Below are 25066 nucleotides of genomic sequence, written 5' to 3'. Positions count from 1 at the left end.
GATGGGGCGGGCGTGTCAACTCCCCCCGGCTGTCGATGGGAAGGAGGTCGCCTCGTCGTGCACCTAGCGTACGCTCGGCTCGGCGGTGGAGGCAAGAGAGTCCACTCAGGCCACCGAACGCTCCTCGGGCCGCAGGATCGCACGGACCGCGCCCTGCAGCTCTTGCGCGGTGAAGGGCTTCGGCAGGACCGGCCCCAGGTCCGAGGGCGGCGGTCCGCGCAGGTCGCCTTCGTCCACGAATCCGGTGATGAAGAGCACCGGTCGTCCGTCGTGCCGGTCCCGCATCGCCGCCACGAGTTCGGGCCCGGTCATGCTCGCCATCACGACATCCGTCACGACGAGGTCGACGTCCCGCGCATCGCCGTTCAGGCGCGCCAAGGCGGTCGCGCCGTCGGGCGCCTCGAGCACCTCGTGTCCGAAGGACTGCAGCAGCCGTCGCGTCGCGATCCGGACGCTCTCGTCGTCATCGACGAGCAGGATGCGCGCACGCACGCCGGGCTGATCGGGCGACGGCGCTGCGCCGGCATCGGGCGTGGGCGCCTCGCGGCGGACCATCGGCCACCAGATCGAGAAGCAGGAGCCTTCGCCCGGCGCAGTCTCGACATCGATGGCACCGCCGTGCGCCACGACGATCCCGTGGCACACCGCGAGGCCGAGTCCGGTGCCCTTGTCCACCGCCTTGGTCGTGAAGAACGGCTCGAACAGGCGCTCACGGACTTCGCGGAGCATGCCGACGCCGACATCGCGGACGCTGAGCACCGCCCAACCCGCCACCTGCGGCGGCGGCGCGGACGTCACGAGCGCGTCCTGCGGCGGACGCGCCGCGCCGCTCGGGCGCACACCGATCGTGATCGTCCCCCCCACCGGCATCGCATCCCGCGCGTTGGCCACGAGGTTGAGGACGAGTTGCTCGACCTGCGCGGCGTCCGCGCTAATCGGCGTGCGATCCACGTCGACCTCGAGCCGCACGGTGCTCCTGGACCCGGCGAGCTCCTCGAGCGAGCGGCGCATGGCCGCGACGGTGGCACCGAGATCGAGGATGCGGCGCTCGGCATTGGATTGCCGGGCGAACGTCAGCAGTCGACGCGTGACCGAGACGACGCGCACGCCGGCGCGCTGTGCCTCCAGCAGGTCCTCGCGCACCGCCGGCCGGTCGCGCAGGTCCGTCAAGGCGAGTTCGGTGAACCCGAGGACGACCGCCATGCTGTTGTTGATCTCGTGGGCCACGCCGCCGGCGAGCCGTCCGAGGCCCTCGAGCTTCTGGGCGCGACCGAGGGCGACCTCGAGCGTCCGGCGCTTCTCCATCTCGCGCGCGAGCAGGCGGCGGCGCCCCAATCCGATCGCGAACACGATCCCCGCCGTCAACGCGAGCAACAGCGGAACGAACCATGGTTGCTCGACCAGCGATCGCGACACGCGCAGCGGGAGGGTCACCGACGGCGCCGGCCAGTCGCCCTCGGCCGTCGCCGCCCGCGCCTCGAAGACATAGTCGCCGCCGTGCAACGGCCCGAACGAGATGTCCCGGTGGGACCCGAGTTCGCGCCAGACGCTGTCCGCACCGACGAGCCGCGCTTGGAGTCGCACGCGCCGCGGCCGGATCGACAGCGGCGCCGCCAGCGCGAACTCCAGGCGCGCGACGCCGGGAGACAGCTCGAGTCCGGCGGCTGGACGGGTCGCGCGCCCGTTCACGGAGAGCGACGTGATCTGCACCGGCGGAGCATCGGCCTCACGCCGCAATCGCGCGGGATCGATGACCACGACACCGCTGCCGTTCGGCACCAGCAATCGCCCTCGATCGTCCGCGACGACGTGGCTCTGGAAATCCCCCCGGAACGGCGTCCGCGGCAATCCGTCCGCCACGTCGTACGTACGGATCATCACCTCCGTGCGCCGCCCGCGCGCCGCGTCGAGCAGCGCGGCCCGTTCGACGCGCGCGACCTCGAATCGACTGACCACCCAGAGATCCGAGAAGGCGTCCTCGACGATGGCGAGCACCTCGTTCGCGAGCGCGCGGTGCAGGTGCCCCAGCGGTACGACGCGATCGGGCAGCACCGCGAAGACCCCGGAGGACTGCGTACCGATCCACGTGACATCGCGTTGCGGCACGATGACGCGCACGATCGAGTCGGCGAGACCGTCACGCGCCGTGATCCGCCGGATGCCGCGCTCGCCGACCGCGGTCAGCCAGGGGCGACCGAACCAGAGCGCCCCGTCCGGCCCCTCGGCCATCGCGCGCGGCCGCGCGCCACGCGGCAATCCGACGGTCGTGTCCGCGGCGCGCACGGTACCGTCGGGTGCTCGCACATACAGGCCGCTGTCGGCCGAGATCCAGAGGCGACCGCGGCGGTCGGCGAGCAAGCCCAGCACGTCCCCGATCGGCGGAGGCCGCCACGGCACGGCCACCGGCGGCCCCTCCCGCGCGAGACGGAGGAGCGGTCCACTGGGCTGCACCGCGAGCAGGTGATCCCCTTCCGGCCAGGTCGCCGGCGACAGGGAGGAGCTCGGGTCACCGCGCAGCACCGGCACGAATCGCGTCCCGGTCCAGCGCGCCACCCCGCCGTCGCCGAGCCCGGCCCAGATCGTCCCCGCGCCGTCGCGACGCACGGTCCACACGTCGCCGCCCGACAGCCCCGCGCTCAGGAGCGTGAACGAGCTCGGCTCGAAGCGACGCAGCCCCTGATCCGTGCCGGCCCAGATCACGCCGAATCCATCGCGCAACAGCGCCCAGGTCTCGTGATCCTGTGACTCGAGCGGTTCGAGCCCGTCGGCGGTCGCGGTCAGGACGCCACCGGACGACGTCCCGAGCAGGAGCGCCCCGTCCTCTCCGAGCGCGACCACCCAGACCTCACGCGTCGCGGCACCGCGCCGCGTATCGACGAACCGGTCCACCCGGACGTCGTCGCCTGCCCCGAGCGACAGGTGGCGCGCGCCGTCCTCCATCCCGATCCACAGGTGCGCCGGCCCGTCCGCCGCGATATCGAACACGCGCCCCGAGAGCCCGAGTGTCGCGCGCACGTCGATCACGCGATCGCCGTCGATGACCGTCAGGAGGTCTCGTCCCACTACCCAGATGCGACCGCGCGCGTCCTCCAGCAGCGTGTAGGCATACCCGTCAAGCCCGGGGAACTTCCGGAACGCGGTGCCGTCGCCGCGAAATACCCCCGTGCTCGTGGCGACCCAGACCGACCCGCGGCGGTCCGTGATGGCGCGCCACACGTCACTCGGCGGGATCTCCGACGCGGCAACGCGGCGCACGCGCCCGTCCTCACGCACGGCCAGGCCCCCGGCCGTGGCGATCCAGAGCCGATCCTGCGGGTCCAAGCTGAGCCCGTTGATCCACGTGTCGGGCAGCTGTGCCGCGTCCTCGGCGGCGAGCGGCACGAACTGGACGCCGTCGTAGGACACGAGCCCCGTGCGAGTCCCGATCCAGAGGAATCCATCGCGAGTCCGGGCGAGGGCGGCGACGTTCGGATCGGGCAGTCCGTCGTCTCGATCGAGCTGACGGACCACGTACCGCGCCGCCGGTCGCCCCGCCGGCTCCGCCGGCTGCGCCGGCTGCGCCGGGGCGACGCTCGACAGGAGGCCGAGGAGCGCGATCGCGCCGATGGAGGATCGCATATGGGCTAGTATCGGCCGCCCCGGCGCCGACTACAAGCCCTCGTGCCGTTCCATCGCCCGCCACTCCCACACCTCACCCGCATCCGGGTCCTGCGCCACGCCCTCGACCGCGAACCCGAGCCGCCGCAGGATCCTCGTCGAGGCGTTCTCCTCCTGTAGGGTGAACGCCTTCAGCCCGACCGCCGGTGTCTCCGCGCGCGCGATCGCCACGAGCGCCGCGGCGGTCCGCGAGGCGAATCCCTTCCCCTCCTCACCATCCAGCGTGTAGTACGCGATCTCCACCACACCGTCGGTCGGCGGTCCGACGAACGCTCCGCCGCCGACCGCGCGCCCGTCGGCGACGGCAACGTAGCCGATCCACGGCGGCACGAAACCGACGCGACGATAGAGGTCCGCCGTGCCCTCGCAGTTCGCGACGATCGCCGCCGGCAGATCGGTGATCGCGACGAGCGGGACGCCGTGCTGGTCGAACGGGACGAGCGAGAAGGTCATGGGCGACGCACGGTGCACTGCGAGTTGATGAGCTGCACGAGCTCGCGCGTGCTGGCCGCTCGACCCCCCGGCGCACGGGCGTTCGCGCGCACCCAGCCCGAGCGTTCCCGCGGCGCGAGCAGGATGCGCACCTGACGCGCCCCGATCGACCGAGCGGAGAGCGAGACCGGCGCCTGCGTCGGCACGGCCGTAGGCCGGCGCACGGGGACCGCCGCGCCGACCAACTGGTCCGGTGTGGTGCCGGGCCGTCGCACGAGGACGGTCCCCGTCGTGTCCTCCACGAAGAACCCACCGCGCGCCGCCACGCGCTGCGCGCACTGCAGCACATCGATCGAATCGGCGGCCCAGTCCGGCGCCGCCAACGACGCGCGCGGCAACGGCGCCACGGAACTGTCGAGCGACGGCGCGGAGGCGCAGGCCGCGAGGGTGCCGAGCGCGAGTGCGCCGGCCAGCATGCGGGGACTTCGCAGGGACGGGATCACGCGGTCGCTCCGTGTGTGTGTACCCAGGGGATGCATCGGGTCGCGCTCTCCTACCCCACGATCGAGAAGTTGAACTTGGCCGCGCCATCGCCGTGCCCGCGCGCGAACGCGAGGACCTCGGTGAGTTCCTGGACCACCTCCCGGATCGCGTCGGGGAGCGCCATCCACACGCCGTGCAGCGCCATGTGGTCGTTGGTCGACGCCATCCCCTCCGGCAACTCGAACTCGTCGAGGTTGAACCGCGCGTCCGTCGAGTCGCAGAGGCCGGCAAAGGACGCGATGCCAAGGGTCGTGCACAGGGCATCGAGCTTGTCGGTGTGGACGAACAGCGCGCGTCGATCCTCCTCTTCGGACCGCACGGTGCCGTTGACGAGGAGATTGGCCCAGAGGACGGTGCTCATGCCGTGAAGATATCGACGAGCCCCGTCGCGAGCGCTACCCCGGCGGGACCGACGTACCGCCGCCACTCCTCCGACTCCGCGACGGCCTTGACGACGCGCGCCCGCGCCAAGAGGAAGCGCCGCATATAGCGCGTGAGGAAGAGTCGCTCGGCAAGGACCCCGAGCGGCCCCAGCGGAGCGCGATAGTCGAAGACCTCGCGCATGATCGTGCCGTCGCGGTCATGCGTGAAGTGATGGTCGTGATCGAAGCGCGCGAACGCCCCGCGTACCTGGCTGTCGCGGAAGTGGTCGGGGCGCTCCATGGCGACGATCCGGCTCGTCAGCTCCTGCCAGACCCCGAAGTGCCGCGCGCGCCAGGTGACGGACTCGCCGAGCTCCAGGCAGCCGGACGTCCGGCCCGCGACGACGCGCTCGCCGGTCCCCGCCGTGGAGGCGACATGCAGTTCCACGCTCCGCGAGAGGTCGAAGCAGCGGCCGACGGGGGCGGCGATGAAGAGACTGAACTCGATGCGCGCCATTCCCGGCGGGCGCCTACGACGCCGCGTCGTACGCCCGCTCGAGCCCCGCCACATCGAGCTTCACCATCTCCATCATCGCATCCATCACCGCCTGCACCTTCTTCGGGTCGCCGCCGCTGATGAGCTGCGTGAAGCGCCTCGGCACGATCTGCCAGGTCACGCCGAACGGGTCGGTGATCCAGCCGCACTGGAGCGGCGTCGCGCCGGCGTTCACGAACGCGTCCCAGTACCGGTCCACCTCAGCCTGATCCTCGCAATCCAGGAAGAGCGAGAAGCCCTGCGAGAACGTGAAGTACGAGCCGCCGTTGTAGCCCATGAAGCGCTGGCCCCCGACGACGAACTCGGCGGACGTGACGACGCCCTCGGCGCCGGTGCGCGCGGACGTCGTCACCTTCGAGTTCGGGAAGGTCGCGGTGTAGAACGCGATCGCGGCCTCGAGCTGGTCGTTGAACATCAGGAAGGGGGTCACCTTGGACATCGGAGGGTGCTCCTGCGTTCGGGGAACCGGCGTCGCGGCAGGGCGTCCAGCCCGGGAGGTCCAATTTCCACGCGCTCGAGGATCCTCGCAACGTGCCGGCGGACGGACCTCGCGCGCCCCATGCACGCCGCATATACTCGGTCGATCACGATCGGATCTCCCTTCCCGCACGCGATGACTCCCGCGACCGCCTTCCTGAGCATCCGATCGGTCGAGAAGACCTACGCCACCGTCCGCGCCGTCGCGGGCCTCTCGCTCGACGTCGTTCCCGGCGAGATGGTCGCGCTCCTCGGCCCCAACGGCGCCGGCAAGACGACGCTGCTCCGCATGCTCGTCGGTATCACGCGGCCGGATCGCGGCCAAATCCTCTGGGAGGGCGTCGAGCAGGCGCCCGCGCCGGGCGCGCTCGGCTATCTCCCGGAGGACCGGGGGCTGTATCAGGACGTGCCGATCGGTCGCACGCTGAGCTACTTCGCGCGCCTGCGCGGCATCCCCGCGGCGGAGGCGCGGCGGCTCGCGACCGAGTGGCTGGAGCGCCTCGATCTCAAGGATCGCGCCGGCGAGAAGCTCGCCGCCCTGTCGAAGGGCAACCAGCAGAAGGTGCAGTTCGCCGCCGCGGTGCTCCACCGGCCACGCTTCGCGATCCTCGACGAGCCGTTCAGCGGACTCGACCCGCTCAACCAGGAGCTCTTCCTCGACCTCGTGCGCGGCCTGCGCGATGCCGGTACCGCCGTGCTCTTCAGCGCGCACCAGATGGCCCTCGTCGAGCGGCTCGCCGACCGGGTGTTCGTCATGCATCGCGGCCGGGAGCTGCTCCACGGCACGACGAGCGCCCTCGTCGCGGGCGGTTCGCTGCACGACCTCTATGTGGAGCGCGTGCGCGCCGCGAACGCCGAAGCGGGCGTGACGGCGGAGGTCGCATGACGCGCTGGCAGCAGACGCTCGAGGTGGCGCGCTGGGAGTTCTCGCGCTTCGTGAAGTGGCGACAGCAGTTCGTCGGTCTCGCGCTCATGGTGCTCCTCGGTGTCGGCGGCGCGTTCGTCGGGCGGATGATCAAGCGCGCCGGGGACCGTCCCGTCACCGTCACGGTCGTCGGGCGCGAGGCGCTCGCCTTCCCGCTGCCGACGGTCGAGGCCGTCTCGTGGGACACCACCAGCGCGCTCGACGCCGCCGCGGCGCGCGCGGCCGTCGCCGACGAGACCATCGACGCGGCGCTGCTCGTGGGTGCCGGCGACGCGCTCGCGATCGTGCTGCGCCGGCGCGCGGGATGGACGGATCGCGCGGTCGAGGCCCTCACCGCGTCGCATCGACAGGCCATCCTCGCCCGCGTGCTCACGCCCGAGGCCATCGCCGCGCTCGGCGCGCCCTTCGCCGTGGAGACCTCGCTCATCGCGCTCGGCGCGGCCCCCGTCGCCCGCTCCACGAGGATCGCGGCGATCGTCGTCCTCTCGGTCGGCCTGATCCTCGTCATGACCGGCTTCGGCACCCTCTTCGCGGGCATCACGGGGGAGAAGCAGCATCGGGTGACGGAGCAGATGCTCGCGATGGTGTCACCGCAGGTCTGGATCGACGGGAAGATCATCGGACTCACCGCCGCGGCCCTCGCGGGCACCAGTCTCACCGTCGGCGGCCTCGCCTTCCTCTACCGGGGCGTGCCGTGGCTGCTGGGCCGCAGTGCCTTCGCGCTGCCGCCCATCGCGTCGGACATCGGCACGCTCGGTCTCGTGCTGGTCATCACGCTGCTCGGCGTGCTGTTCTGGTTCGCCTTCATGGCCGCTGTCGCGGCGACGATCGACGACCCCAACAGCTCGACGCGCACGCTCCTGCTCTTCGTGCCGTTGATCCCGATGGGCGCCGCGTTCGCGCTCCTGTCCAAGGCCGACAGCATCATCGCCCAGGTCCTCGGCGTCTTCCCGCTCACGTCGATGGCGGTGCTGCCGCTGCGTCTCGTGCTGACCACCGTGGCGTGGTGGGAGGTCCCGCTCGCGCTCGCGCTCCTCGCCGGGGCCGCGTGGGGGTGCCGGCTGCTGGCGGGTCGGATCTTCGGCGCGGCGATGCTCATGTACGGCAAGGAGCCGTCGCTGCGCGAGATGGTGCGGTGGATGCGGCATGGGTGAGCGCGCCCTGCGTCTCGCGGCGATCCTGCTCCTCGCGATCGGCTGCCGACAGGAGCTCCCCGCCCCCGACCGCGACCGTCTCTCGGCCGACGCGCTCCGTTTCGCACGGCACCTGATGGCCCGCGACTACGCCGCGGCGCACGCGATGACCACCGCCGACTACCGCGCACGGGTGAGCATCGATTCGCTCGGCCGCGCCTTCGAATTCAGCGTCCCGAGGAGCATGTCGCCCGTCGACTCACTCTTCGTGCAGATGACCGACACGATGGCCGGGTGGGCGGTGCGACAGCCCGGGGATGTGGGATGGATCTACGTCGTGATCCCCGCGGACAGCACACGCGACGGCGAGGCGGTCAGCCTGATCTTCGCGCGGGAGGCGGAGGGGATCCGCATCCGTGACGTGGAGATCGGACGGCCCTGACGAGGGCCCGCGCGGAGGTGTTCCGCCGTCCGGTGTGCGTCAGCCTCCACCGACCGTCACGCGCTTGAGCGCGAGGTCGATGAGGAGCGAGGCCTGCCCGATGAGCACCAGCGCGAGCACGAGCGTCGCCACCGCCACGCCGGCGAGCCGCTGCTGCGAATCCCCCCAGCGCTTTCGGATCACGACCGCGAGCCCCGCCGCGATCGCGAGCAGCACCAGCGGGTGGCCGAAGAACAGCAGCGTGTCGATCGCGAGCCGGCCGATCACCGGAAAGGTCAGACCGTCGCGCGCATAGATCGCCTCGAAGGTCGGCATGACGAAGATCTGCGCGCCGGTGGTCGCGAGCAGGAGGAGCAGGAAGGTGACGATGCGGACGGCCGCGTCGACCTTGATGATGGGGCGGGAGGACATGGAGGTGCTCGCTGGTGATGGGGATTCAGGTGCCGGTGTCACTGTCGCCCGCCGCGCGCCGATACTGCGCGTCCGCAGCGGATGCGCTCACCCCGAACGGGGCGTGGCGGATCCGCATCCACGCCTGCACCATCGCCGCCTCGCCCACCGGGTGCACGCGGAACGGCATCCACCCGGCTCCCGACGCGAGGAGCGTGTCGATCACCTCCCCGCGCGGACCGAGGGCGTGGATCTCCCATCGACGCGACAGGAAGTGGACGCAATCGAGCTCCTCGAAGAACGCCGAGCCGCGCAGGTCCCGTCCCCCGGCATCCCGGAGCTCCGTGCGACGCTGCAGCAGGAACCACACGCCTTTGTACGCCTGGTAGTCGACGATGCGCGTCGTGTCCATCCGCACCGCCGTGGTCGGCGTCTCCGTGAGCAGGACCCAGTCGGTGCTGGCGGTCGGCAGCAACTCCTCCGGCTCGCGTGGCAATCGAGCGGGAGACAGGCAGCCGAGAAGCACGAGGCACGCGGCGGGCGCCGCGTGGAACGCGCGCATCACGGTCGGACGCCGCCGCGGATCACTTCGGGGCATTCGCACTCCAGCGCAGGAGGTCGCCGATCGAGTCGGCTCCGGGGACCAGGAACGGGATCGCGATGCCGAGCCCGAGCAGCGCGACGAAGATGGCGAGCATCGGCTTCCACGTCCGCCGCATCACGCCGGACGACCAGTGCTCCGTACTGCGTAGTCGGAGCCGGCGATACACCGCCGTCGCGATCGCGCCGTCCAGCAGCACCTCGGCGAAGAGGGCCGGTGCCTCGTACAGCACCGACACCGACGCGCCAAGCCCGACAAGGACCGCGCCGGCGATGACCAACGGGACGAGCAGGACGACCCCTTCGTCCGCCTCGCCCACCGCACCCAATGCCGTCTCGGCCACGCTCGCCTTCACCTCGGCCGCATGCCCCACGAGCGCGCTCGCATCGCCGGGGGCACCGAAGCTGGCGCTCGACCCGCCGCCACCGAATCCCCCGCCGCCGCCGAACGTCGGCATCGGCATCGGCATCGGCTCGACGCCGCTCGACAATAGGTCGTAGGGCGCGGTGCCGTCCGGCTGGATGTCCCAGCCGTCCTCGCCCCGCCGCCAGGCCAACCACATCCGGATGAGGACGAAGAAGGCGATGTATCCACCGAGTGCGGCCAGCGGGTAGCGCACACCGGGGGCCGTGATGCCGACGTGGCGCATGCCCGCGGTGAGCAGGAAGCCCACGCTCGACGCGACACTCACCAGTCCCAGCATCACCGTCCGCGGATACTCGGCGCGGCTCATGCGCGCGGCGACTCGCGCGATGAAGCCGTCGCGCGTGAGGGTGCGTACCGGCCGCTTGCTCAGGCGCTCGCCCCGGCGAGGGAGGAAGCGCGAAGGTCAGGGGTCGTCACGCGGAGAAGTTCGTGTCAGGACCGGCGTTCCGCCAGCGCGGAAACCGTCGGCGCCGCCGCTCCGTCATGTCCTCCGTGCCGGATCCTTCGCCCTCATCCCCAGGAGCTCCACCCGTGCGCCTCCGCCTCCGCCCCATCGCCGCCGCGGTCCTCCTCGCGACCGTGCTCGTCGCGCGCGCCGACGCGCAGTCGTCCCCCGACACCGCGGGCGTGCGGCGCGCCGCGCTCGACTACCTCGAGGGCTTCTACGAGGGCGATAGCACCAAGCACCTGCGCAGCATCCATCCCGTCGTCCTGAAGTACGGCTTCTCCCGCACGGCCGCCGGCGCGTACCGCGGATCGCAGATGCAGTGGCCGCGGGACTTCATGGCCTTCACGCGCAGCGTCCGCGAGACGGGCCGCGGCGCGCCGCCCGCCGGGGCACCGAAGGAGGTCATCGTCTTCGAGGTCCTCGACCAGACGGCTTCGGCGAAGGTCGTCGCCTGGTGGGGGATCGACTACCTGTTGATGGCGAAGGCCGAGGGTCGCTGGCAGATCACGCACGTCCTCTGGCAGTCGCCTCCGCCCGCGTGATCCCGTATGATTTGGGCGTCCGGACCGTCCCCTTCATCCCTCTGTGGAGCACACCTGGCATGAAGATGCTCATCCTGATCGCCCAGCTGGCCGCCGCCGACGTCCCCTGCACCGTCCCGGTCCCCGAGAACAGCGGCGACTGGAAGCAGGTGACCTCCGAGAACGTCACCTTCTGCGTCCCGGCCGCCTGGCGCGTGCGCGGCACGCGCGCGAGCTACAGTGGCGGCAGCCTCCGCTGGCAGCACACGGCCCCGCCGGTGATGACCCGTTCGGCGTCCGGCCCGTCGAGCCTCAGCGGTCGCTCCAACCCGAACAGCAGCGCCGTGCGGAGCGAGACCGTGATCGAGGAGATCGGCGGGCGGCAGGCGAACGTGATGCGCCAGACCGGCGTCGGCCGCCTGCAGACCGTCGTCTCGTTCACGCAGGCGCCGCAGTTCTTCATCAGCGGCGAGGCGGCGGGAGACGAGCAGGTGAAGCAGCAGTTGGCGGTCTTCCGGACGGTGCGGTTCGCGCCGACGGATCCCTAGCCGGCGCCGGTAGCCGCGCCGAAGTCCCAGATCTCCCCGTGCTCATCATCACTGAGCACCCCTCGCACCAGACGTAGCGCCCGCTGCCACGACCGCTCCGGACCGTCCGCCTCCACGCGGAACCGGAGCGTGTCGTCGGCCGCCGCTGGCGTGACCACGATCCGCGTCTCGACGCTGAGCCCGATCTCGGTCACGCAGGACTCGATCACGGCCACCCAGCGCTCGAGCCGCGCGAGCGCTTCCGCGTCGGGGATCCGCGCGATCCGCGCCGCCTGCATCTCGTACAACCGCGTCTGCCCCTCCTGGATCGCCCGGATCATCTCCGGCGGGCTCGGCACCCAGTCCGTGACCTCGCCGAGGACGCGCAGCGGGTGCCGTGAGCGGTACGAGCGTGTCGGGTTCCCCGGGAACTTCTTGTCCGTGAGGTCCGGGTCGTCGAAGATCGGCCCGGTGGGTTCGACGATGTAGAGCCTCCCCGGCCCGTCGCCGCGCGCGAGCTCGGCACCGAGCGCGGATCGCATCGCGGTCATGTAGACCCACGGGCTCGTTCGCGCGGCATCGCCGTAGTTGGAGCGGTGACCGGGCCGGATGAGGTCGCCGGACCGGAGGTCCGCCTTCGTACCGTGGTAGAACGGGCCGCTCGGGAGCACTACGTGCAGCGCGGCCTCCCCTCCGTCAACCGAGCCCGCCGCTCTTTCACCCCTCCCGCCGGACCCGTAACCTTAGGCATCCCCGCTTCCCTCCCGACCATGACCGTCCTCGAGCTCCCCACCCCGGACCCGCGCACGCTCGATGAAGCGTCGCAGGCCTTCGCCGAAGCCCTGCTCGATCGCTACGCCGTCCGCCGACAGATCGGACGCGGCGGCATGGGCGTCGTCTATCTCGCCCGCGACCGGCGGCTCGATCGCCTCGTCGCCATCAAGACCCTGCCGCCCGACCTCGCGCGCGACGCCTCCCTGCGCGAGCGTTTCCTCCGCGAGACGCGCACCGCCGGCGCGATGGCGCATCCCAACATCGTCCCCATCCACGGCGCCGACGAGGTCGACGGGCACGTCTTCTTCGTGATGACCTACGTCGAGGGCGAGTCCCTCGCCGCCCGGGTCGCCGCCCGCGGCCGGCTCGACGCGCGCACCGCGGCCCGCCATCTCCGCGACGTCGCCGCCGCACTCGCGCACGCGCACCAGCGCGGCATCATCCACCGCGACATCAAGGCCGAGAACATCCTCATCGAGCGCGACACCGATCGCGCGCTCGTCACCGACTTCGGCATCGCGCGCCTGGCCGAAGCGTCGCCGCTCACCGTCACCGGACAGGTGCTCGGCACCGTGCACTACGTGAGCCCCGAGCAGGTCTCCGGCGATCCCGTCGACGCGCGCAGCGACATCTACTCGCTCGGCGTCGTCGGGCACCTCGCGCTCGTCGGGCGCTTCCCGTTCGACGCCGAGGTCGCGTCCGCGGTGCTCATCCAGCACGTCACGCGCACCGCCGCGCCGATCGCCTCGCTCCAGCCCGACGTCCCCCCCGCGCTCGCTGCCATCGTCGATCGCTGTCTCTCCAAGGTTCCCGCGCACCGCTACGCCTCCGCCGCCGACCTGCTCGCCGCGCTCGAGTCCGCCATCGCGCAACTCGACCAGCCGGCCGTGGCCGCGCCCCTCCTCTCTGACACCGAGGCGCACAAGGTCTGGCGTCGCGCCGCCGAACTGCAGGCAGCCACCGGCATCCAGCCGCGTCCGGAGATCGCGCCCGTCGAACGCGACGCGGCGCGCGACGCCGAGCGCACGAAGGGCTTCCAGCTCGACGAGGTGCGCGGTGCCGCTGGCGAGGCAGGCATCGCCACGCGCTACGTCGATCACGCGCTCGGTGAGATCGGCGTCGGCCCCAAGGCCGTCGCGCCGGTGAGGAAGCCGGCCGTCGCGCCCCCGCCCGTCGCCGAGCGCTCCTGGTGGCTCGGCGTCCCGCTCCAGCAGGCGCACGAGATCGAGGTCGCGGGCGAACTCCCCGCGCGCGATCTCGAGCGCCTCATCAATCTCCTTCGCGATGCGACCGGCACCATGGGCCACACCCTCGCGCACACGCGCGAGCTCGCGTGGATGACCGGCCGCCTCGGCACGCGCCTCGAGGTGACCGTCGTGCCCGAGCACGACCGCACCACCATTCGCGTCGTCCGCGACGCGCGCCGGTCGGCGTTCGCACGCGCCGGCTTCTGGCTCGTCACCTCGAGCTTCGTGGTCGCGCCCCTCTTCGGCGTGCTGCTCCACGAGGGCCTCGGCCTCCCGGAGGATGTCGCGATACCGGCGGCGATGGTCTTCGGCCTCACGCTCATCTGGAAGGGCGGTCGCGCGCTCGTGCGTCGCGGGAACGAGCAGCTCGGCGCGTCGGCGCGGAACCTCGCCGAACGGTTGGCGGCGAAGGTGAGCGGGAGCATCGCGCCGGCGGCGCGCGACGCGTAGCCTGCCCCCCACCGTCACCGCACCGCACTACCGCTCGAGGATCGCCTTCCCCTCGAGGATCCCCCGGATCAGCCGCGCCGTGCGCCCGAGCTCGTAGGGCTTGTAGAGGAGGTGCGTTCCTGCGGGGAGCTCGCCGGTCTGCGTCTGCAGGTAGTCGCCGGTGTAGCCACTCACGAACAGCACCTTCAGGTCGGGTTGCGCGAGGCGTAGCCGCTCGGCCAGCTCCCGACCGCTCATCGCGGGCATCATGACGTCGGTGAAGAGCAGGTCGATCGGCCTCCCCAGCCGCGCGGCGATCTCGAGCGCTTCGAAGCCGCTCGACGCGACGTGCACGTCGTACCCTTGGCGACGGAGGAATCGCTCCGCGACGCGGCGCACGCCCTCCTCGTCCTCGACCAGCAGAACGGTCTCCGTTCCCGAGGTGCTCGCCCCGGCGCTCGCGGCATTGGCGGTCGCGATCGAGGCATCCTCCGCCGCCGGCAACAGCACCTCGAACGTCGCGCCGGCCCCCGGCGACGACTCGACGGTGATCGAGCCGCCGTGCTGTTGCACCACACCGTACGCCGTCGAGAGACCGAGCCCGGTGCCGGCGCCCGCCCCCTTCGTCGTGAAGAAGGGCTCGAAGAGCCGTTCCTTGGTCGCCGCGTCCATCCCCATGCCCGTATCGCGCACGCGGATGCGGATGAATGGGGCGTTCCCCACCACCGCGCGCGTCACGTCGATGAAGCACTCGCCCCCGTCCGGCATCGCGTCCCGCGCGTTGACGGTGAGGTTCATGAGGATCTGCTCGATCTGGTTCGGATCCGCGCTCACCCACAGGTCGCGCTCATCCGTCCGCACGTGCAGCGCCACCCGCTCGCCGAGCACCCGCTGCAGCATGCGGGCGATGTCCTCGATGCGCTGCCCGACATCGAACACCGTCCGTTCCATCACCTGCTTGCGGCCGAAGGCGAGCAGCTGCCGGGTGAGGTGACCCGCGCGCTCGCTCGCGCTGAGCGCATCCTCCACCGGCTCGCGGCTCGCGCCGGGCGGGAGGTCCTCCAGCACCAGGCTGAGGTTCCCGTCGATGACGGTGAGCAGGTTGTTGAAATCGTGCGCCACGCCGCCGGCGAGCCGGCCGAGGGACTCGAGCCGTTGCGCGTGCAGGAGCTGCTCGCCGAGCAACCGGGCCTCCTGTTCGGCTCGCGCCCGCTCATCGATCTGGGTCTGCAGGGCCGCATTGGCGGACCGCAACTCCTCGGTGCGCTGCAGCACCTTCGCGTCGAGATCGGCCAGCGCCTCGTTGAGCGCGCGCCGCTGCTGGCGGTCGAGTGCGGTGAGGCGCGCGACCACGCGCAGGTTCCGCACGCGGATGGCGACGAGCGAGATGGTCACGGCCGAGGTGGCCCCCATCATCGCGAGATATCGCAGGACGATCGCCCACTCGGCGACGGCAAGGAGCACGGGCAGCGTGAAGGCCCAGAGCAGCGCGGTCGAGACGACCGCCCAGCCGATGGAGCTCATCCCGGCACCGGCACCGACCAGCAGCACGCAGATGTAGACGGCGTGGTAGGGCGCGCGCAGGAGCCACATCGCGAGCAGGATGTTGCTGGCGATGAGCAGGATCATCCCCGTCGCGACGGCGTGCGCCTGCTCCTCGCGGAGTCGCCCGGAGCGGATCAGCCACCAGACGACGCCGCACAGGGCGGCGGAGACGATGTCGTGCACCGCCATCGTCTCGCGGATCCCTGGCGCGAAGTCGACCAGGTTGTAGACGAGGAAGCCCAGCATGATCGCCGCGGCGACCGCGGCCATCGGGCGCAGGGTGTCGAGGGCACCCGCCTGCGCGTGCGGCGCTACGGCCTCGGGAACAGAAGGCGTGTCATCACTGTCTGCCCCAACGAGCGTCACCGGAGTCTCCGAACCGTGCGTGCCTGCCGTTCCTTGCGTTGAAATATGCGGTGGGCGGTCCCGGCATGCTACACGGCCTGGGAGATCGCGCTACGATGTCGTTCTGTCACGCTGTCCGGCCGACCGCGTCAGCATGACGAGCAGGCCGCCCACGAGCACGGCCACGCCCCAGCACGCGACGAGGATCCATCGCTCTCGCGTACTCGTGATCGACCGGTGGAACACCTCGATGGTGAGCGGGAACGCCCCGAGCAGCGAGAGCGTCGTCACGCCGCCGAACACGACGCCCATGCCGATGAGCAACCAGCCGAGGGTGCGCAGGTGGTTCCTCATGCGTGCAGCCATCCATACAGCACATCCGCCATCGCTCGCCACGGCGGCGTGTCGTACACGACGGCCTCGAGCGACTGCTCGAGCACCACCGCCGACCCGGCGATCGACAGTACCGGATGCACGGAGCCGCGCGACAGGCGATCGCGGAGCATGGCGACGCCGACCCACAGGTACGGCAGCACCAGCGCGAACCAGATCTCGGGGCGCGGCACCCCGGGGAACCAGTGCCGCAGGCGGAACCACGCCGGCCACGCGACCACGAGGGTCGCGAGCAGCAACCAGCGCGCATGCGCATCGCGGTCCGCGCGCGCACCGATGCCGAGGGACACGAGCGTCAGGAACAGGACCCCCGACGTCACGACGCCCACGATCGCCGAGACGCTCGACGGGCCGACCCCGGCCGCGAGGTCGCGCGTGACCTGATAGGCCCCCGCCGGCAGCATCGTCAATACGACGCCGATCGCGATCGGCACCCCGAGTCGGCCGAGGCGCCGGTGGACGTCGCGACGGCCGGTGCGCACGAGCAGCGGCTGCGCGACGAAGAGCAGGACCCACGCGAGGGCGAAGGCGCCGTGCAGATGGAGGACGCGTGGTCCTCCGAAGGTCCCGTTCACCATCGGAAGCGCGTAGGTCCGGCCGAACCCCAGCACGACGACGAGCAAGGTGAGGACGGCGATGGCGACGTAGGACCAGTCGGCCTTCCTTGCCATCACGGGCGGACGCCCGCCGACGCCGCATGCGTCGCGATTAGCGACCGGACGACGTCGCACTGCTCCGCGCTCAGGCGCGATTTCCCGAGGTAGTACGCGAGCTGCTTCGTGTAGAAGAAGAGGAAGAACCCCTCCGTCTCGACGCAGCGCTGGATCGCATGCCACGGCACCTCGACCCCGACGCCGTTGCCCGTCGAGCGGAACCCGGTCGCGTCGAGGTGGCGCATCTGGACGCCGCGCGCACTCGGGTCGTGGCGCGCGATGCGTCGCGCCGTCGCCCACACGGCGATGGGCGTGAGGAACGCGAACGTGACGGCGACGAGCATCCACGGCAGCGCACTCGCGACCATGCTCAGCGTCGACACCTCGCGCCGTGCGGCGAGGACGGGCCAGAGTCCGAACGCCAGCGGGATCAGCGCCAGCACCGGACCGATCCAGCGCGACGGCAGTGTGCGCATCACGGCGAACGAGGCGCGGCGGTGCTCCGCCGCGTCGAAGGGGAACTCGACGGTCACCTGCATGCGTGCTCCATGCGCTACACTCCCTCGTCCAGGTCTGGCCAGTCGCACTCGCACGCGTGGATCTGCCCGCCGCACTCCGGGCAACGCTCCACGTCGCACCCGGGCACATGGAACTCTCCCTTGACCGCCGCGCAATCGTGACACGGCCCGCGGTCGGCCCCCCAATCCTCCAGTTCGTCACCGAACCGCACGCGCGCGCGCGCCTCGCCGTTCGGGGTGCACTGGGTCACCTGCTGTGCCAGACGGAGGCGCTCCGGCCAGTCGGCCGCCACGCTCATGCCTCGGAAGATCACGCGCTCACGGTGACCCCATCGCCTTCCGCATCATCGCGCCCATGTTGGTGAAGTCCGCCTTGAGCAGCGCGCGCCACTCGCCCTGGTATCTGGCGAACGGCAGCACCTCGAACTGCGCCAGGCCGACGCCCTCGAGCGACATCTCGGTCCGATTGACGACGAACGCGGTGTCGGCGCCGCCCTGCACGTGCCCGATCGACGTGATCGTCGCCGACTGGAGCGCCGTCACCATCGTCGGGGACTGCGCCATCAGATTGCCCAACAGGGTCGCGAACATCACCGTGTCGCTCATGCTCGCGAACTCGGCGGCCGATCGCACGCCGAAGAGCGCCGGTCCGACCTCGGCCGCTGCCGGTCCACTCACGATCGGCGCGAAGATGCCGCGCAGCTGGGTCAGCGCGTCCGGATGCATGAGGCGGGCGGCCGCGGCCCAGTCGCTGCGCTTCATGGCGCTGGCGTACCGCTGCGACGCCGCCTCGGGGGTCGACTGCGCGGCGAGCGGCGACGTGCCCGCCACGATCAGGAGCGCGAGGAACGGGAGCCGCCGGAGCATGCTGACCTCGAGGCGATGCGTGAGGATGGCGATCAACGGTCTTGCCGCAGCCCGCGCAAGAAGGGGAGCACGTCCTGGGTGTAGTAGGGCTCCTCCGTGCCCCAGAAGATATAGTCGAGCCGCAGCCGCGTCACGGCGAACGCGTACAGCTCGGGCACCAGGATGCGCTGCCCGGTGCGCTGGTCCCGGTCGGCGAGGTTGCCGTCCTGCACCGCCATCGCGGCGACCACGCCCGGCGGTCGCTGCTCGATCAGCGCGAGACTATGACTCCGCTGGAATGGGCGATACGGCAGGACGTCCGGCCCGCCGACCGCCATGCCGATCGACGCCGCGTGCGCGTGCACGCCGCGCAGGAGTCCGTGGTCCTCGGAGGGGAGACTCTCGCCGGGCATGAAGTTGGCATAGATCACCACGCACGAGCGCTGGAACGCCGCGCGCGCGGCGCCCATGAGCGCGCGGACACTTGCCGCATATCCCTCGGGCGTGAAGTCCGCCGGCGCCTGCCGCACGTCGTCGAAGCTCAGGGACGTCTCCGCGAGGACCACGCCCTCGATCGCGCCATCGAACTCGCGCGCGAGCGCCGCGAGGAGGCGCGCCATGCGGTCGCGCACCGCGGGATCCCACCGGCGCGCGACGATGCCGTCGAATCGCACTCGGCCGTCGGCGTCCGCCTCGTACTTCCGCGCGATGCCGCCGTGGTACGCCGAGTCCGTCAGCAGGTAGTCGGGGACCAGTACCCGCTCCCCGAACGAGACGTCCTGCACCTGGAGGAAGAGCCGCTTGCCGCGGGCGCGCAGGAACGAAAGCAGCTCATGGATCGCGGCGAACTCGTACTGCCCGGGTGCCGGCTCCAACTCGCGCCAGGTGTACGTGAGCTGGGCGCCGGCGATGGATGGATTCGAAAGGAAGCCGAGCTCCGCGATGCGCTCGTGGTCACGGCGGAAGAAGATGTAGTGCTGCGGCGCGGCATCCCGGTCGCGATCGACCGAGCCGCACGAGGGCGGGAGCGCGACGGCGAGTGCGACCAGCAGCGTGAGCATCCCGCATACTCCTCAGCGAGTGCCCACGCCGCAAGGGTCGACGGCGTGCCGTCAGTTCACGCTCTTCACGAACCCGATCGCGGTCGCCGTCCCCGCCAAGCGAAGATTCGTCAGCACCGTCTTGTCCGCGCTCGCGCCGAACTGGTAGCCGATGCTCAACTTCGACTCGCCGAGGCGCGTGATGCCGACGTTGATCCCGGCCGCCGTCTCGGTCGCGCTCACCCGCCCCGGCGTGCCGAGGTTGGTGCGCAGCGCGATCGGGTTGCCCGCGGCGTCGTAGTAGCTCACATAGCGGTTCGCGGTGCCGGTGTAGCTCCCGTTCTTCGTGCTGAGCGTGAACTCCACCCAGACCTCCTGGAAGGTGCCGTTCGGCAGCTGGAACCTCGAAGTCGGGCTCTCCACCCAGAAGCCGTCGTACGCGCCCGCGGTGGTGGTCGGGCCGTCGGCGCCCTTCGCCGCGGCCGTCGCGACGGACGATCGCAGCTGCGGCTCCAACGGCGAGCCGGCATCAGCGCAGGCGGTGAGCAAAGTGCCGATGGCGAGGAGGGCGAGGATCGAGGAACGGCGGTGCATCGTGTTTCACTCCAAAAGGTGACGGAACGTGGGGATGGTGCGGTGACAGCGTGAGTGAAAGCAAGAACACCGCCAGCGGCGTGCGATCCCTAACCTGTTGGGAGTCAATCACTTGAGCCCGCGCATGGCGGAAGACCCCCTAACGTTCCGTTCCAGGGCTCTCACGATTCGATGCGACGCGTCCGCTCCGTCTCGCTTCGTCCCAGCGAGGGCACGTCCGGTCCCGCCACGGCCACACGCGCGCTCGCGTACCGCTCTCTTCTATAGGAAGCCAACCTCCCCTCTCCACCCGAGCGTCGGATGCCGCACCCGCCCCTCACCGTCGGTCCCCGCCTTGCCCTGCGCTTCGCGGCCGCCGCCCTGTTCCCGCTCGCCCTCTTCGCCGCCTGCCTTCCCTCGGTCGCGCCGTCCACGCACGTGCCCGTCGTTGCCGGGAACCGCCGTGTCCTCTTCGTCGGCAACTCGCTCACCTACGCGAACGACCTGCCCGCGATGGTCCAGTCGCTGGCGCGCACGTCTGGCGACACGGCGCTGCGGACCGCTGTCATCGCCGAAGCCGACTTCGCCCTCGAGGACCACTACTACGTCGGGACGGTGCTGCGCACGCTCGAACGTTCCGACTGGGAGTTCGTCGTCCTCCAGCAGGGGACGTCGGCGTTGCCCGAGAGCCAGCAGCATCTGCGCTCGTGGACCACGCAGTTCGCGCCGCTCATCCGCGCCGCCGGTGCGGAGCCCGTGCTCTACCAGGTCTGGCCCATCACGTCGCGCCGCTTCGACGCCGACGCGGCGGTCACCTCGTACTTCAACGCCGCCGTCGCCGTGCAGGGGATCTTCGCGCCTGCCGGCGACGCCTTCACCGACGCGCTCGGCCTCGATGCGGACATCGGGGTGTATTCGAACGACGGCCTGCACCCCACCCGGCGCGGCACCTACGTCGCGGCGCTCGTGATCCTCTCGCGTCTCATCGGCACCGCGCCGGAATCGCTCCCGCCGCGGATCCCCGGCGCCTCCAGCGACACCACCACGGTCCGGGTGCTGCAGCGCGCCGCGGCGATGGCGCTCGCGCGCCATCCCGCGACGCCCACCGTCTATCGGTGACCTGCCGTCAACCTCACGGCACGCGCGGAAGCATCACCCACCACGGCGTGGCCGCGCTGTTGGACCAGAACTGCGTGCGCGTCCACACCGCCGCGGAGGACGACCCGGACGGCGGCGTGAAGGTGAACACATGCCCAAGGCTCGTGCTCCCGATCACCGGCGTCGCGAACCGCCCATTCGCATCGGTCGTGAGGGTCGCGACGACCGGCCCGAGCGTCGGCGCCGCGGCGTCCTCGTCGCCCAGCACCGGATGGATGCGGATCACCACGCCGGCGATGCGCGGTGCGCTCAGCAAGCTGTCGTTCCCGGCGCCTGGGGTCGAGGGCCCGATCACGGTCCCCACGACCGATCCGGAGCCGATCGGCGACAACGGTTGCGGCACGCCAGCCCCCGTCGAGTCCGCGGCGGACACCTGTCGCACCCCGCGCAACGGGTTCCGCTCGTCGGGTCCGACCGACGGATCGCAGGCCGCCGCCACGGCGAGCAATAGGAGCAAGCTCGCGATGGTGCGCGAGCGGTGAGCATGACGACGTGGGCTTCGCATCCGGGCCTCTTCTCGTGGAAGTGATCACGCTACCGACCTTCGTGCCCGTAGAACCCCGCGAGCATCTCCACGGTCACATCGGTTCGTCACTCCATTCGTCCCATCATCCTGCGGGGAGTTCGCCCGCCGCTGACGGCCATGAGCAACGAACGGCTCGGCACGCCGCCGGCGCGATTCGTCCCCCAGACCGCACCCGGATGCGAACCATGCGGATAGCGTGCCTGTCCTACGCGCATGCTGCCGCCCATCTCCGACCCCGACCTGCGCGCGTTCGCCGAGGCGCTCGACGAGCGCTTCGCCGATCTCGAGCCGCTCGGCGGCGGCGGGATGGCCGACCTCCTCGTCGGGCGCGAGCGGAAGCTCGACCGGCGCGTCGTCATCAAGCGCGTCGCCCGCCGCCTCGCGACGCCCGAGGCCCGCGACCGCTTCGCCCGCGAGATCGCGCTCCTCGCCACGCTGCAGCATCCCAACATCGTCCCGCTCTTCAGCGCGGACACCGTCGAGGACACACCCTACTTCGTCATGCCGCTCGTGCGCGGCGAGTCGCTCGCCGCGCGCCTCGCGCGTGGCCCGCTCTCGGTGCGCGAGGCCCTCGCCATCCTCGAGGACGTCACACAGGCCCTCGAGGCCGCGCACGCCGCAGGCGTGATCCACCGCGACATCAAGCCAGGGAACATCCTCCTCACCGGCTCGGCCGCCGTCGTCGCCGACTTCGGCATCGCCAAGGCGGTCTCGCGTGCCGGGGGTGCGGGTGCGATCCCGCTCCGCACTCCGACCGACCTCACGCTCGAGGGATTCTCGCTCGGCACGCCGAGGTACATGTCGCCCGAGCAGTTCGCCGGTGATGCGACGGCGGACCATCGTGTGGACCTCTACGCGCTCGGCGTCGTCGCCTACGAGATGATCTCAGGGTCGCCGCCCTTCGCGGGGAACACGCCCTCGGCGCTCGCGCGCGCGCACGTCGCGGAGGTGCCGGCCGCACTCCGCACCCGCCGCGCCGACGTCCCGCCGGCGCTCGATGCGCTCATCCTCAAGTGCCTCGAGAAGGACCCCGCGCGCCGTCCCGCGTCGGCCAGCGAGCTGCTTCGTGCGCTGCGGTCCCCTTCCTTGCAGGCCGCACCCGAAACCCGGCGCTCGGACGGAGTCGATCGCACCGATGGCAAGGCGCACCCGCTCGCCGGGCTCTGGCGCGAGGTACGCCAGGCCTGGCGCGCGCTTCGCCGCACCCCGACGGTCCTCGCCGGCTCCGTCTTCTGCCTCGCCGTCGGGATCGGCAGCACCGCCGCCATCGTCAGCGTCGTCGACCGCGTGATGCTGCGCCCCGTCGACGTCGAGGAGGCGGACCGCCTCGTCTCGATCTTCCGATCCCTGCCGATGAGCGACGTGCTCCCGTTCTCGGCGCCCAACTATCTCGACCTCGCTGGCGAGCCGAGTGCCGAGGGAATCGCCGCGTTCGCGTCCACGTCGCGCCTCATCGCACTCGGGGACCGCTTCGAACCGGCCTTCGTGATCCGCGCGACGGGCCCGTTCTTCCCGGTGTTGCGCACGAGGGCGCTGCACGGCCGCCTGCTGCTCCCGAGTGACGACGATCCGTCGCAGCCGGCGGTGGTGGTGGCGAGCCACGAGTACTGGCAGAGCCATCTCGGCGCCAGCCCGACCGTGGTCGGCACGACGCTGCGGCTGGACGGTGAGGCGCACGAGATCGTCGGCGTCCTGCCACCCCGCTTCCGGATCACCAACGGCGGGACGACGTACGAGGGGGACCTCTACATCCCGGCGCGCTTCGACGAGAACGAGCGGCGCCAGCGCACGAGCAACTTCCTGCGCGTGTTCGGCCGGCTCAAGCCCGGACAGAGCGCCGCGCAGCTGGAGGCGGCGCTCACCCAGCGCTTCGCTCCGGTGCTCGACGAGAATCCCTCGCTCAAGGGCCACGGCATCCACGTCCAATCCCTCGTGAGCGACGCCGGCGCGACGTTCGTGCGGCCGCTCGGACTGCTCATCGTCGCGACCCTCGCCGTGCTCGTGATCGCGGTGATCAACGTGTCGAGCCTGCTGCTCGCGCGCGGCCTCAAGCGACAGCCCGAGCTCGCCGTGCGGGCCGCCCTCGGCGCCACGCGCTGGGACGTGATGCGCCCGGTGTTCGTCGAAGGAGCGATCATCGCGATGCTCGGTTGCGTCGCCGGACTGGGCATCGCGCATCTGGCGGTCCGCGGGATGGCGGTGCTCGGCTCCGCACGCATCGTGCAGCTGAAGTACGCGACCATCGACTGGCGCGTCATGCTGACCGCGCTCGTCATGGCGCTGTTCGCGGCCGCCGCGGGCACGCTCGCGCCCGCCTGGCGCGCCGCGCGCGCGATGCCGGCCGACGCCCTCCGCGGCGGCCGCGGCAGCGACGGACGCCACCAGCATCGCACGCTCGCCACGCTCGTGGTGGTCGAGGGCGCGCTCGCGATGCTGCTGCTCATCTCGGCGGGACTCGTGATGAAGGGATTCATCCGGGTCGCGAACCAGGAGGCTGGGTTCGACCCGTCCGGTGTGCTCACCATGCGGGTGCGCGTGGCCCCCACCGACTTCGAGCCAGGTCGCGCGGCCGTCGGGTTCCTCACCCCTGCACTGGAGGCCGTGCGAGCGGTGCCGGGGGTGACCGCGGTGGGCGCGATCTCGCAGCTGCCGTACCACGAGTGGGGCTGGAACGCGTGGGTGCGCTACGAGGGCCAGCCCGAGCTGCCGCCCAACGATCGCCCCCTGGTCGAGACGCGCAACACGACGCCAGGGTTCTTCGCTGCGACCGGACAACGGCTCATCGCCGGGCGGCTCCTCGACGAGCGCGAGTGGAGCGCCGACACGCTCCAGCGCGTGGTGGTGAACGCTGCGCTCGTCGCGCGCGACTTCAAGGATCGCGATCCGATAGGCCAGCGGTTCACCTTCGGCGACCGGCCCATCGAGATCGTGGGTGTGGTGAGCGACATCCGCAACTTCGGCCCCGTGGACGAGCCGATGCCGGAAGCGTACTGGACCTTCGCCCAACGACATCCGGCGGCGGTCGGCTACTCGTTGCTGATCCGCACCGATCGCGCCGACCCCACGAGCATCGCCGCGGAGGTCGAGCGCTCGTTGCGCGCCGTGTACCCCGGCGTGGCGGTCTCACGCGTACTGCCGATGCGGCAGGTCATGTACGACGCGATCGGCTGGCCGCGGTTCATCTTCGCGCTCTTCGGCACACTCGCCACCGTGGCCCTCGTGCTCGCCCTCGCCGGGCTGTTCGGGATGCTGAGCTACGCGGTGGAGCAGCAGCGTCGCGAGTTCGCGATCCGCTCCGCGCTCGGCGCGTCGCCGGGGCGCATCCGGCAACAGATCCTCCAGCGCGCCGGCACCATCGTCGCGCTCAGCCTGGGGATCGGGCTCGCGCTCGCATGGGGCGTGACGCGGCTGATGGCGGCGCTACTATACGGAGTGGAACCCCGCGACCCTGCGGTCTGGGGGTTCGCGACGATCGCGATGGGACTCGCGGGACTGGCCGCGGCGGCGGCACCGGCGTGGCAGGCGAGTCGCACGGCTCCGATGTCCGTCATGCGGGCTGACTAGGGAGTGGGTCCCCCC

Annotated in this window: 28 protein-coding genes; 9 read left to right on the top strand and 19 right to left on the bottom strand. The window is 71.3% G+C overall.

The features are described from left to right. Positions 1–105: 105 nt before the first annotated feature. The 6 genes from IPJ78_15860 to IPJ78_15835 form a co-directional block, all read right to left on the bottom strand. Positions 106–3618, bottom strand: a complete 3513-nt coding sequence (locus IPJ78_15860; protein MBK7908020.1) for a response regulator — start codon at positions 3616–3618, stop codon at positions 106–108. A gap of 30 nt (positions 3619–3648) precedes the next feature. After that, the gene (locus tag IPJ78_15855; protein ID MBK7908019.1) at positions 3649–4110 is read right to left on the bottom strand and encodes a GNAT family N-acetyltransferase; all 462 of its coding nucleotides are present in this window, start codon (positions 4108–4110) and stop codon (positions 3649–3651) included. Further along, positions 4107–4565, bottom strand: coding sequence for a hypothetical protein (locus tag IPJ78_15850; GenBank protein MBK7908018.1), 459 nt, complete (start codon positions 4563–4565; stop codon positions 4107–4109). The genes IPJ78_15855 and IPJ78_15850 overlap by 4 nt, the downstream gene beginning before the upstream one ends. A 77-nt stretch (positions 4566–4642) precedes the next feature. Then, positions 4643–4993, bottom strand: coding sequence for a hypothetical protein (locus tag IPJ78_15845; GenBank protein MBK7908017.1), 351 nt, complete (start codon positions 4991–4993; stop codon positions 4643–4645). Then, positions 4990–5511, bottom strand: a complete 522-nt coding sequence (locus tag IPJ78_15840; GenBank protein MBK7908016.1) for an SRPBCC family protein — start codon at positions 5509–5511, stop codon at positions 4990–4992. The genes IPJ78_15845 and IPJ78_15840 overlap by 4 nt, the downstream gene beginning before the upstream one ends. Before the next feature lie 13 nt (positions 5512–5524). Further along, positions 5525–5989, bottom strand: a complete 465-nt coding sequence (locus IPJ78_15835; protein MBK7908015.1) for a VOC family protein — start codon at positions 5987–5989, stop codon at positions 5525–5527. A gap of 174 nt (positions 5990–6163) precedes the next feature. On the opposite strand from IPJ78_15835, the gene IPJ78_15830 reads away from it, so the two are divergent. The 3 genes from IPJ78_15830 to IPJ78_15820 are packed head-to-tail and all read left to right on the top strand — an operon-like array spanning position 6164 to position 8527. Continuing rightward, a complete protein-coding gene (locus tag IPJ78_15830; GenBank protein MBK7908014.1) occupies positions 6164–6913 on the top strand; it encodes an ATP-binding cassette domain-containing protein in 750 nt (249 codons plus the stop codon). Next, entirely contained in the window at positions 6910–8106 is a 1197-nt protein-coding gene (locus tag IPJ78_15825) for an ABC transporter permease (protein ID MBK7908013.1), read from the top strand. Before IPJ78_15830 ends, IPJ78_15825 begins: the two co-directional genes overlap by 4 nt. Continuing rightward, positions 8099–8527, top strand: a complete 429-nt coding sequence (locus IPJ78_15820; GenBank protein ID MBK7908012.1) for a hypothetical protein — start codon at positions 8099–8101, stop codon at positions 8525–8527. The genes IPJ78_15825 and IPJ78_15820 overlap by 8 nt, the downstream gene beginning before the upstream one ends. Positions 8528–8566: 39 nt before the next feature. Here the strand turns inward: IPJ78_15820 and IPJ78_15815 are convergent, their stop codons facing one another. The 3 genes from IPJ78_15815 to IPJ78_15805 form a co-directional block, all read right to left on the bottom strand. Beyond that, positions 8567–8938 (bottom strand): hypothetical protein, encoded by a 372-nt coding sequence (locus IPJ78_15815; protein ID MBK7908011.1) that lies wholly within the window; start codon positions 8936–8938, stop codon positions 8567–8569. A gap of 25 nt (positions 8939–8963) precedes the next feature. After that, positions 8964–9413 (bottom strand): hypothetical protein, encoded by a 450-nt coding sequence (locus IPJ78_15810; GenBank protein MBK7908010.1) that lies wholly within the window; start codon positions 9411–9413, stop codon positions 8964–8966. Positions 9414–9501: 88 nt separating this feature from the next. After that, a complete protein-coding gene (locus IPJ78_15805; protein MBK7908009.1) occupies positions 9502–10251 on the bottom strand; it encodes a hypothetical protein in 750 nt (249 codons plus the stop codon). Between the two features lie 224 nt (positions 10252–10475). On the opposite strand from IPJ78_15805, the gene IPJ78_15800 reads away from it, so the two are divergent. Both IPJ78_15800 and IPJ78_15795 read left to right on the top strand, forming a co-directional pair. Next, a complete protein-coding gene (locus IPJ78_15800; protein MBK7908008.1) occupies positions 10476–10934 on the top strand; it encodes a nuclear transport factor 2 family protein in 459 nt (152 codons plus the stop codon). Between the two features lie 59 nt (positions 10935–10993). Further along, positions 10994–11461 carry a hypothetical protein gene (locus tag IPJ78_15795; protein MBK7908007.1) on the top strand — a complete coding sequence of 156 codons (468 nt, stop codon included), beginning with the start codon at positions 10994–10996 and terminating at the stop codon, positions 11459–11461. On the opposite strand, the gene arr is transcribed toward IPJ78_15795, so the two are convergent. Continuing rightward, the gene (gene arr / locus IPJ78_15790; protein MBK7908006.1) at positions 11458–12120 is read right to left on the bottom strand and encodes an NAD(+)--rifampin ADP-ribosyltransferase; all 663 of its coding nucleotides are present in this window, start codon (positions 12118–12120) and stop codon (positions 11458–11460) included. The two genes, IPJ78_15795 and arr, sit on opposite strands and share 4 nt — an antisense overlap. A 90-nt stretch (positions 12121–12210) precedes the next feature. Here arr and IPJ78_15785 point away from each other — a divergent pair, with 90 nt between their 5' ends. Next, positions 12211–13911 carry a serine/threonine protein kinase gene (locus IPJ78_15785; protein MBK7908005.1) on the top strand — a complete coding sequence of 567 codons (1701 nt, stop codon included), beginning with the start codon at positions 12211–12213 and terminating at the stop codon, positions 13909–13911. Between the two features lie 27 nt (positions 13912–13938). On the opposite strand, the gene IPJ78_15780 is transcribed toward IPJ78_15785, so the two are convergent. From IPJ78_15780 to IPJ78_15745, 8 genes are all read right to left on the bottom strand, one after another. Then, the gene (locus tag IPJ78_15780) at positions 13939–15705 is read right to left on the bottom strand and encodes a response regulator (GenBank protein MBK7908004.1); all 1767 of its coding nucleotides are present in this window, start codon (positions 15703–15705) and stop codon (positions 13939–13941) included. A 186-nt stretch (positions 15706–15891) separates the two neighbouring features. Beyond that, entirely contained in the window at positions 15892–16134 is a 243-nt protein-coding gene (locus IPJ78_15775) for a hypothetical protein (protein ID MBK7908003.1), read from the bottom strand. Next, positions 16131–16844: a hypothetical protein gene (locus IPJ78_15770; GenBank protein ID MBK7908002.1), complete on the bottom strand. Its 714-nt coding sequence runs from the start codon at positions 16842–16844 to the stop codon at positions 16131–16133. The genes IPJ78_15775 and IPJ78_15770 overlap by 4 nt, the downstream gene beginning before the upstream one ends. Beyond that, positions 16844–17365 (bottom strand): YcxB family protein, encoded by a 522-nt coding sequence (locus IPJ78_15765; protein MBK7908001.1) that lies wholly within the window; start codon positions 17363–17365, stop codon positions 16844–16846. The genes IPJ78_15770 and IPJ78_15765 overlap by 1 nt, the downstream gene beginning before the upstream one ends. A 14-nt stretch (positions 17366–17379) precedes the next feature. Next, on the bottom strand, positions 17380–17643 hold the full coding sequence (locus IPJ78_15760; GenBank protein ID MBK7908000.1) for a hypothetical protein: 264 nt from the start codon (positions 17641–17643) through the stop codon (positions 17380–17382). 19 nt (positions 17644–17662) lie between these two features. Next, complete coding sequence (locus IPJ78_15755; protein ID MBK7907999.1) at positions 17663–18211, bottom strand: hypothetical protein; 549 nt, start codon at positions 18209–18211, stop codon at positions 17663–17665. A gap of 32 nt (positions 18212–18243) precedes the next feature. Beyond that, positions 18244–19251 (bottom strand): hypothetical protein, encoded by a 1008-nt coding sequence (locus tag IPJ78_15750; GenBank protein ID MBK7907998.1) that lies wholly within the window; start codon positions 19249–19251, stop codon positions 18244–18246. A gap of 51 nt (positions 19252–19302) precedes the next feature. Then, positions 19303–19824, bottom strand: a complete 522-nt coding sequence (locus IPJ78_15745) for a hypothetical protein (protein MBK7907997.1) — start codon at positions 19822–19824, stop codon at positions 19303–19305. Between the two features lie 300 nt (positions 19825–20124). Between IPJ78_15745 and IPJ78_15740 the strand changes: the two genes are divergently transcribed. Then, a complete protein-coding gene (locus tag IPJ78_15740; protein MBK7907996.1) occupies positions 20125–20922 on the top strand; it encodes a hypothetical protein in 798 nt (265 codons plus the stop codon). 13 nt (positions 20923–20935) lie between these two features. Here IPJ78_15740 and IPJ78_15735 read toward each other — a convergent pair whose 3' ends face one another. Then, positions 20936–21187, bottom strand: coding sequence for a hypothetical protein (locus IPJ78_15735; GenBank protein ID MBK7907995.1), 252 nt, complete (start codon positions 21185–21187; stop codon positions 20936–20938). Here IPJ78_15735 and IPJ78_15730 point away from each other — a divergent pair. Further along, positions 21177–21443 (top strand): hypothetical protein, encoded by a 267-nt coding sequence (locus IPJ78_15730; protein ID MBK7907994.1) that lies wholly within the window; start codon positions 21177–21179, stop codon positions 21441–21443. The two genes, IPJ78_15735 and IPJ78_15730, sit on opposite strands and share 11 nt — an antisense overlap. A gap of 257 nt (positions 21444–21700) precedes the next feature. Continuing rightward, positions 21701–25051: an ABC transporter permease gene (locus tag IPJ78_15725; GenBank protein MBK7907993.1), complete on the top strand. Its 3351-nt coding sequence runs from the start codon at positions 21701–21703 to the stop codon at positions 25049–25051. The last annotated feature ends 15 nt before the right edge of the window (positions 25052–25066 follow it).

Source organism: Gemmatimonadota bacterium (genome assembly GCA_016714015.1).
Lineage (GTDB): Bacteria > Gemmatimonadota > Gemmatimonadetes > Gemmatimonadales > Gemmatimonadaceae > Pseudogemmatithrix.
Note: the sequence above shows the minus strand (reverse complement) of the source record. Positions and strands in the feature narration are given on the sequence as shown.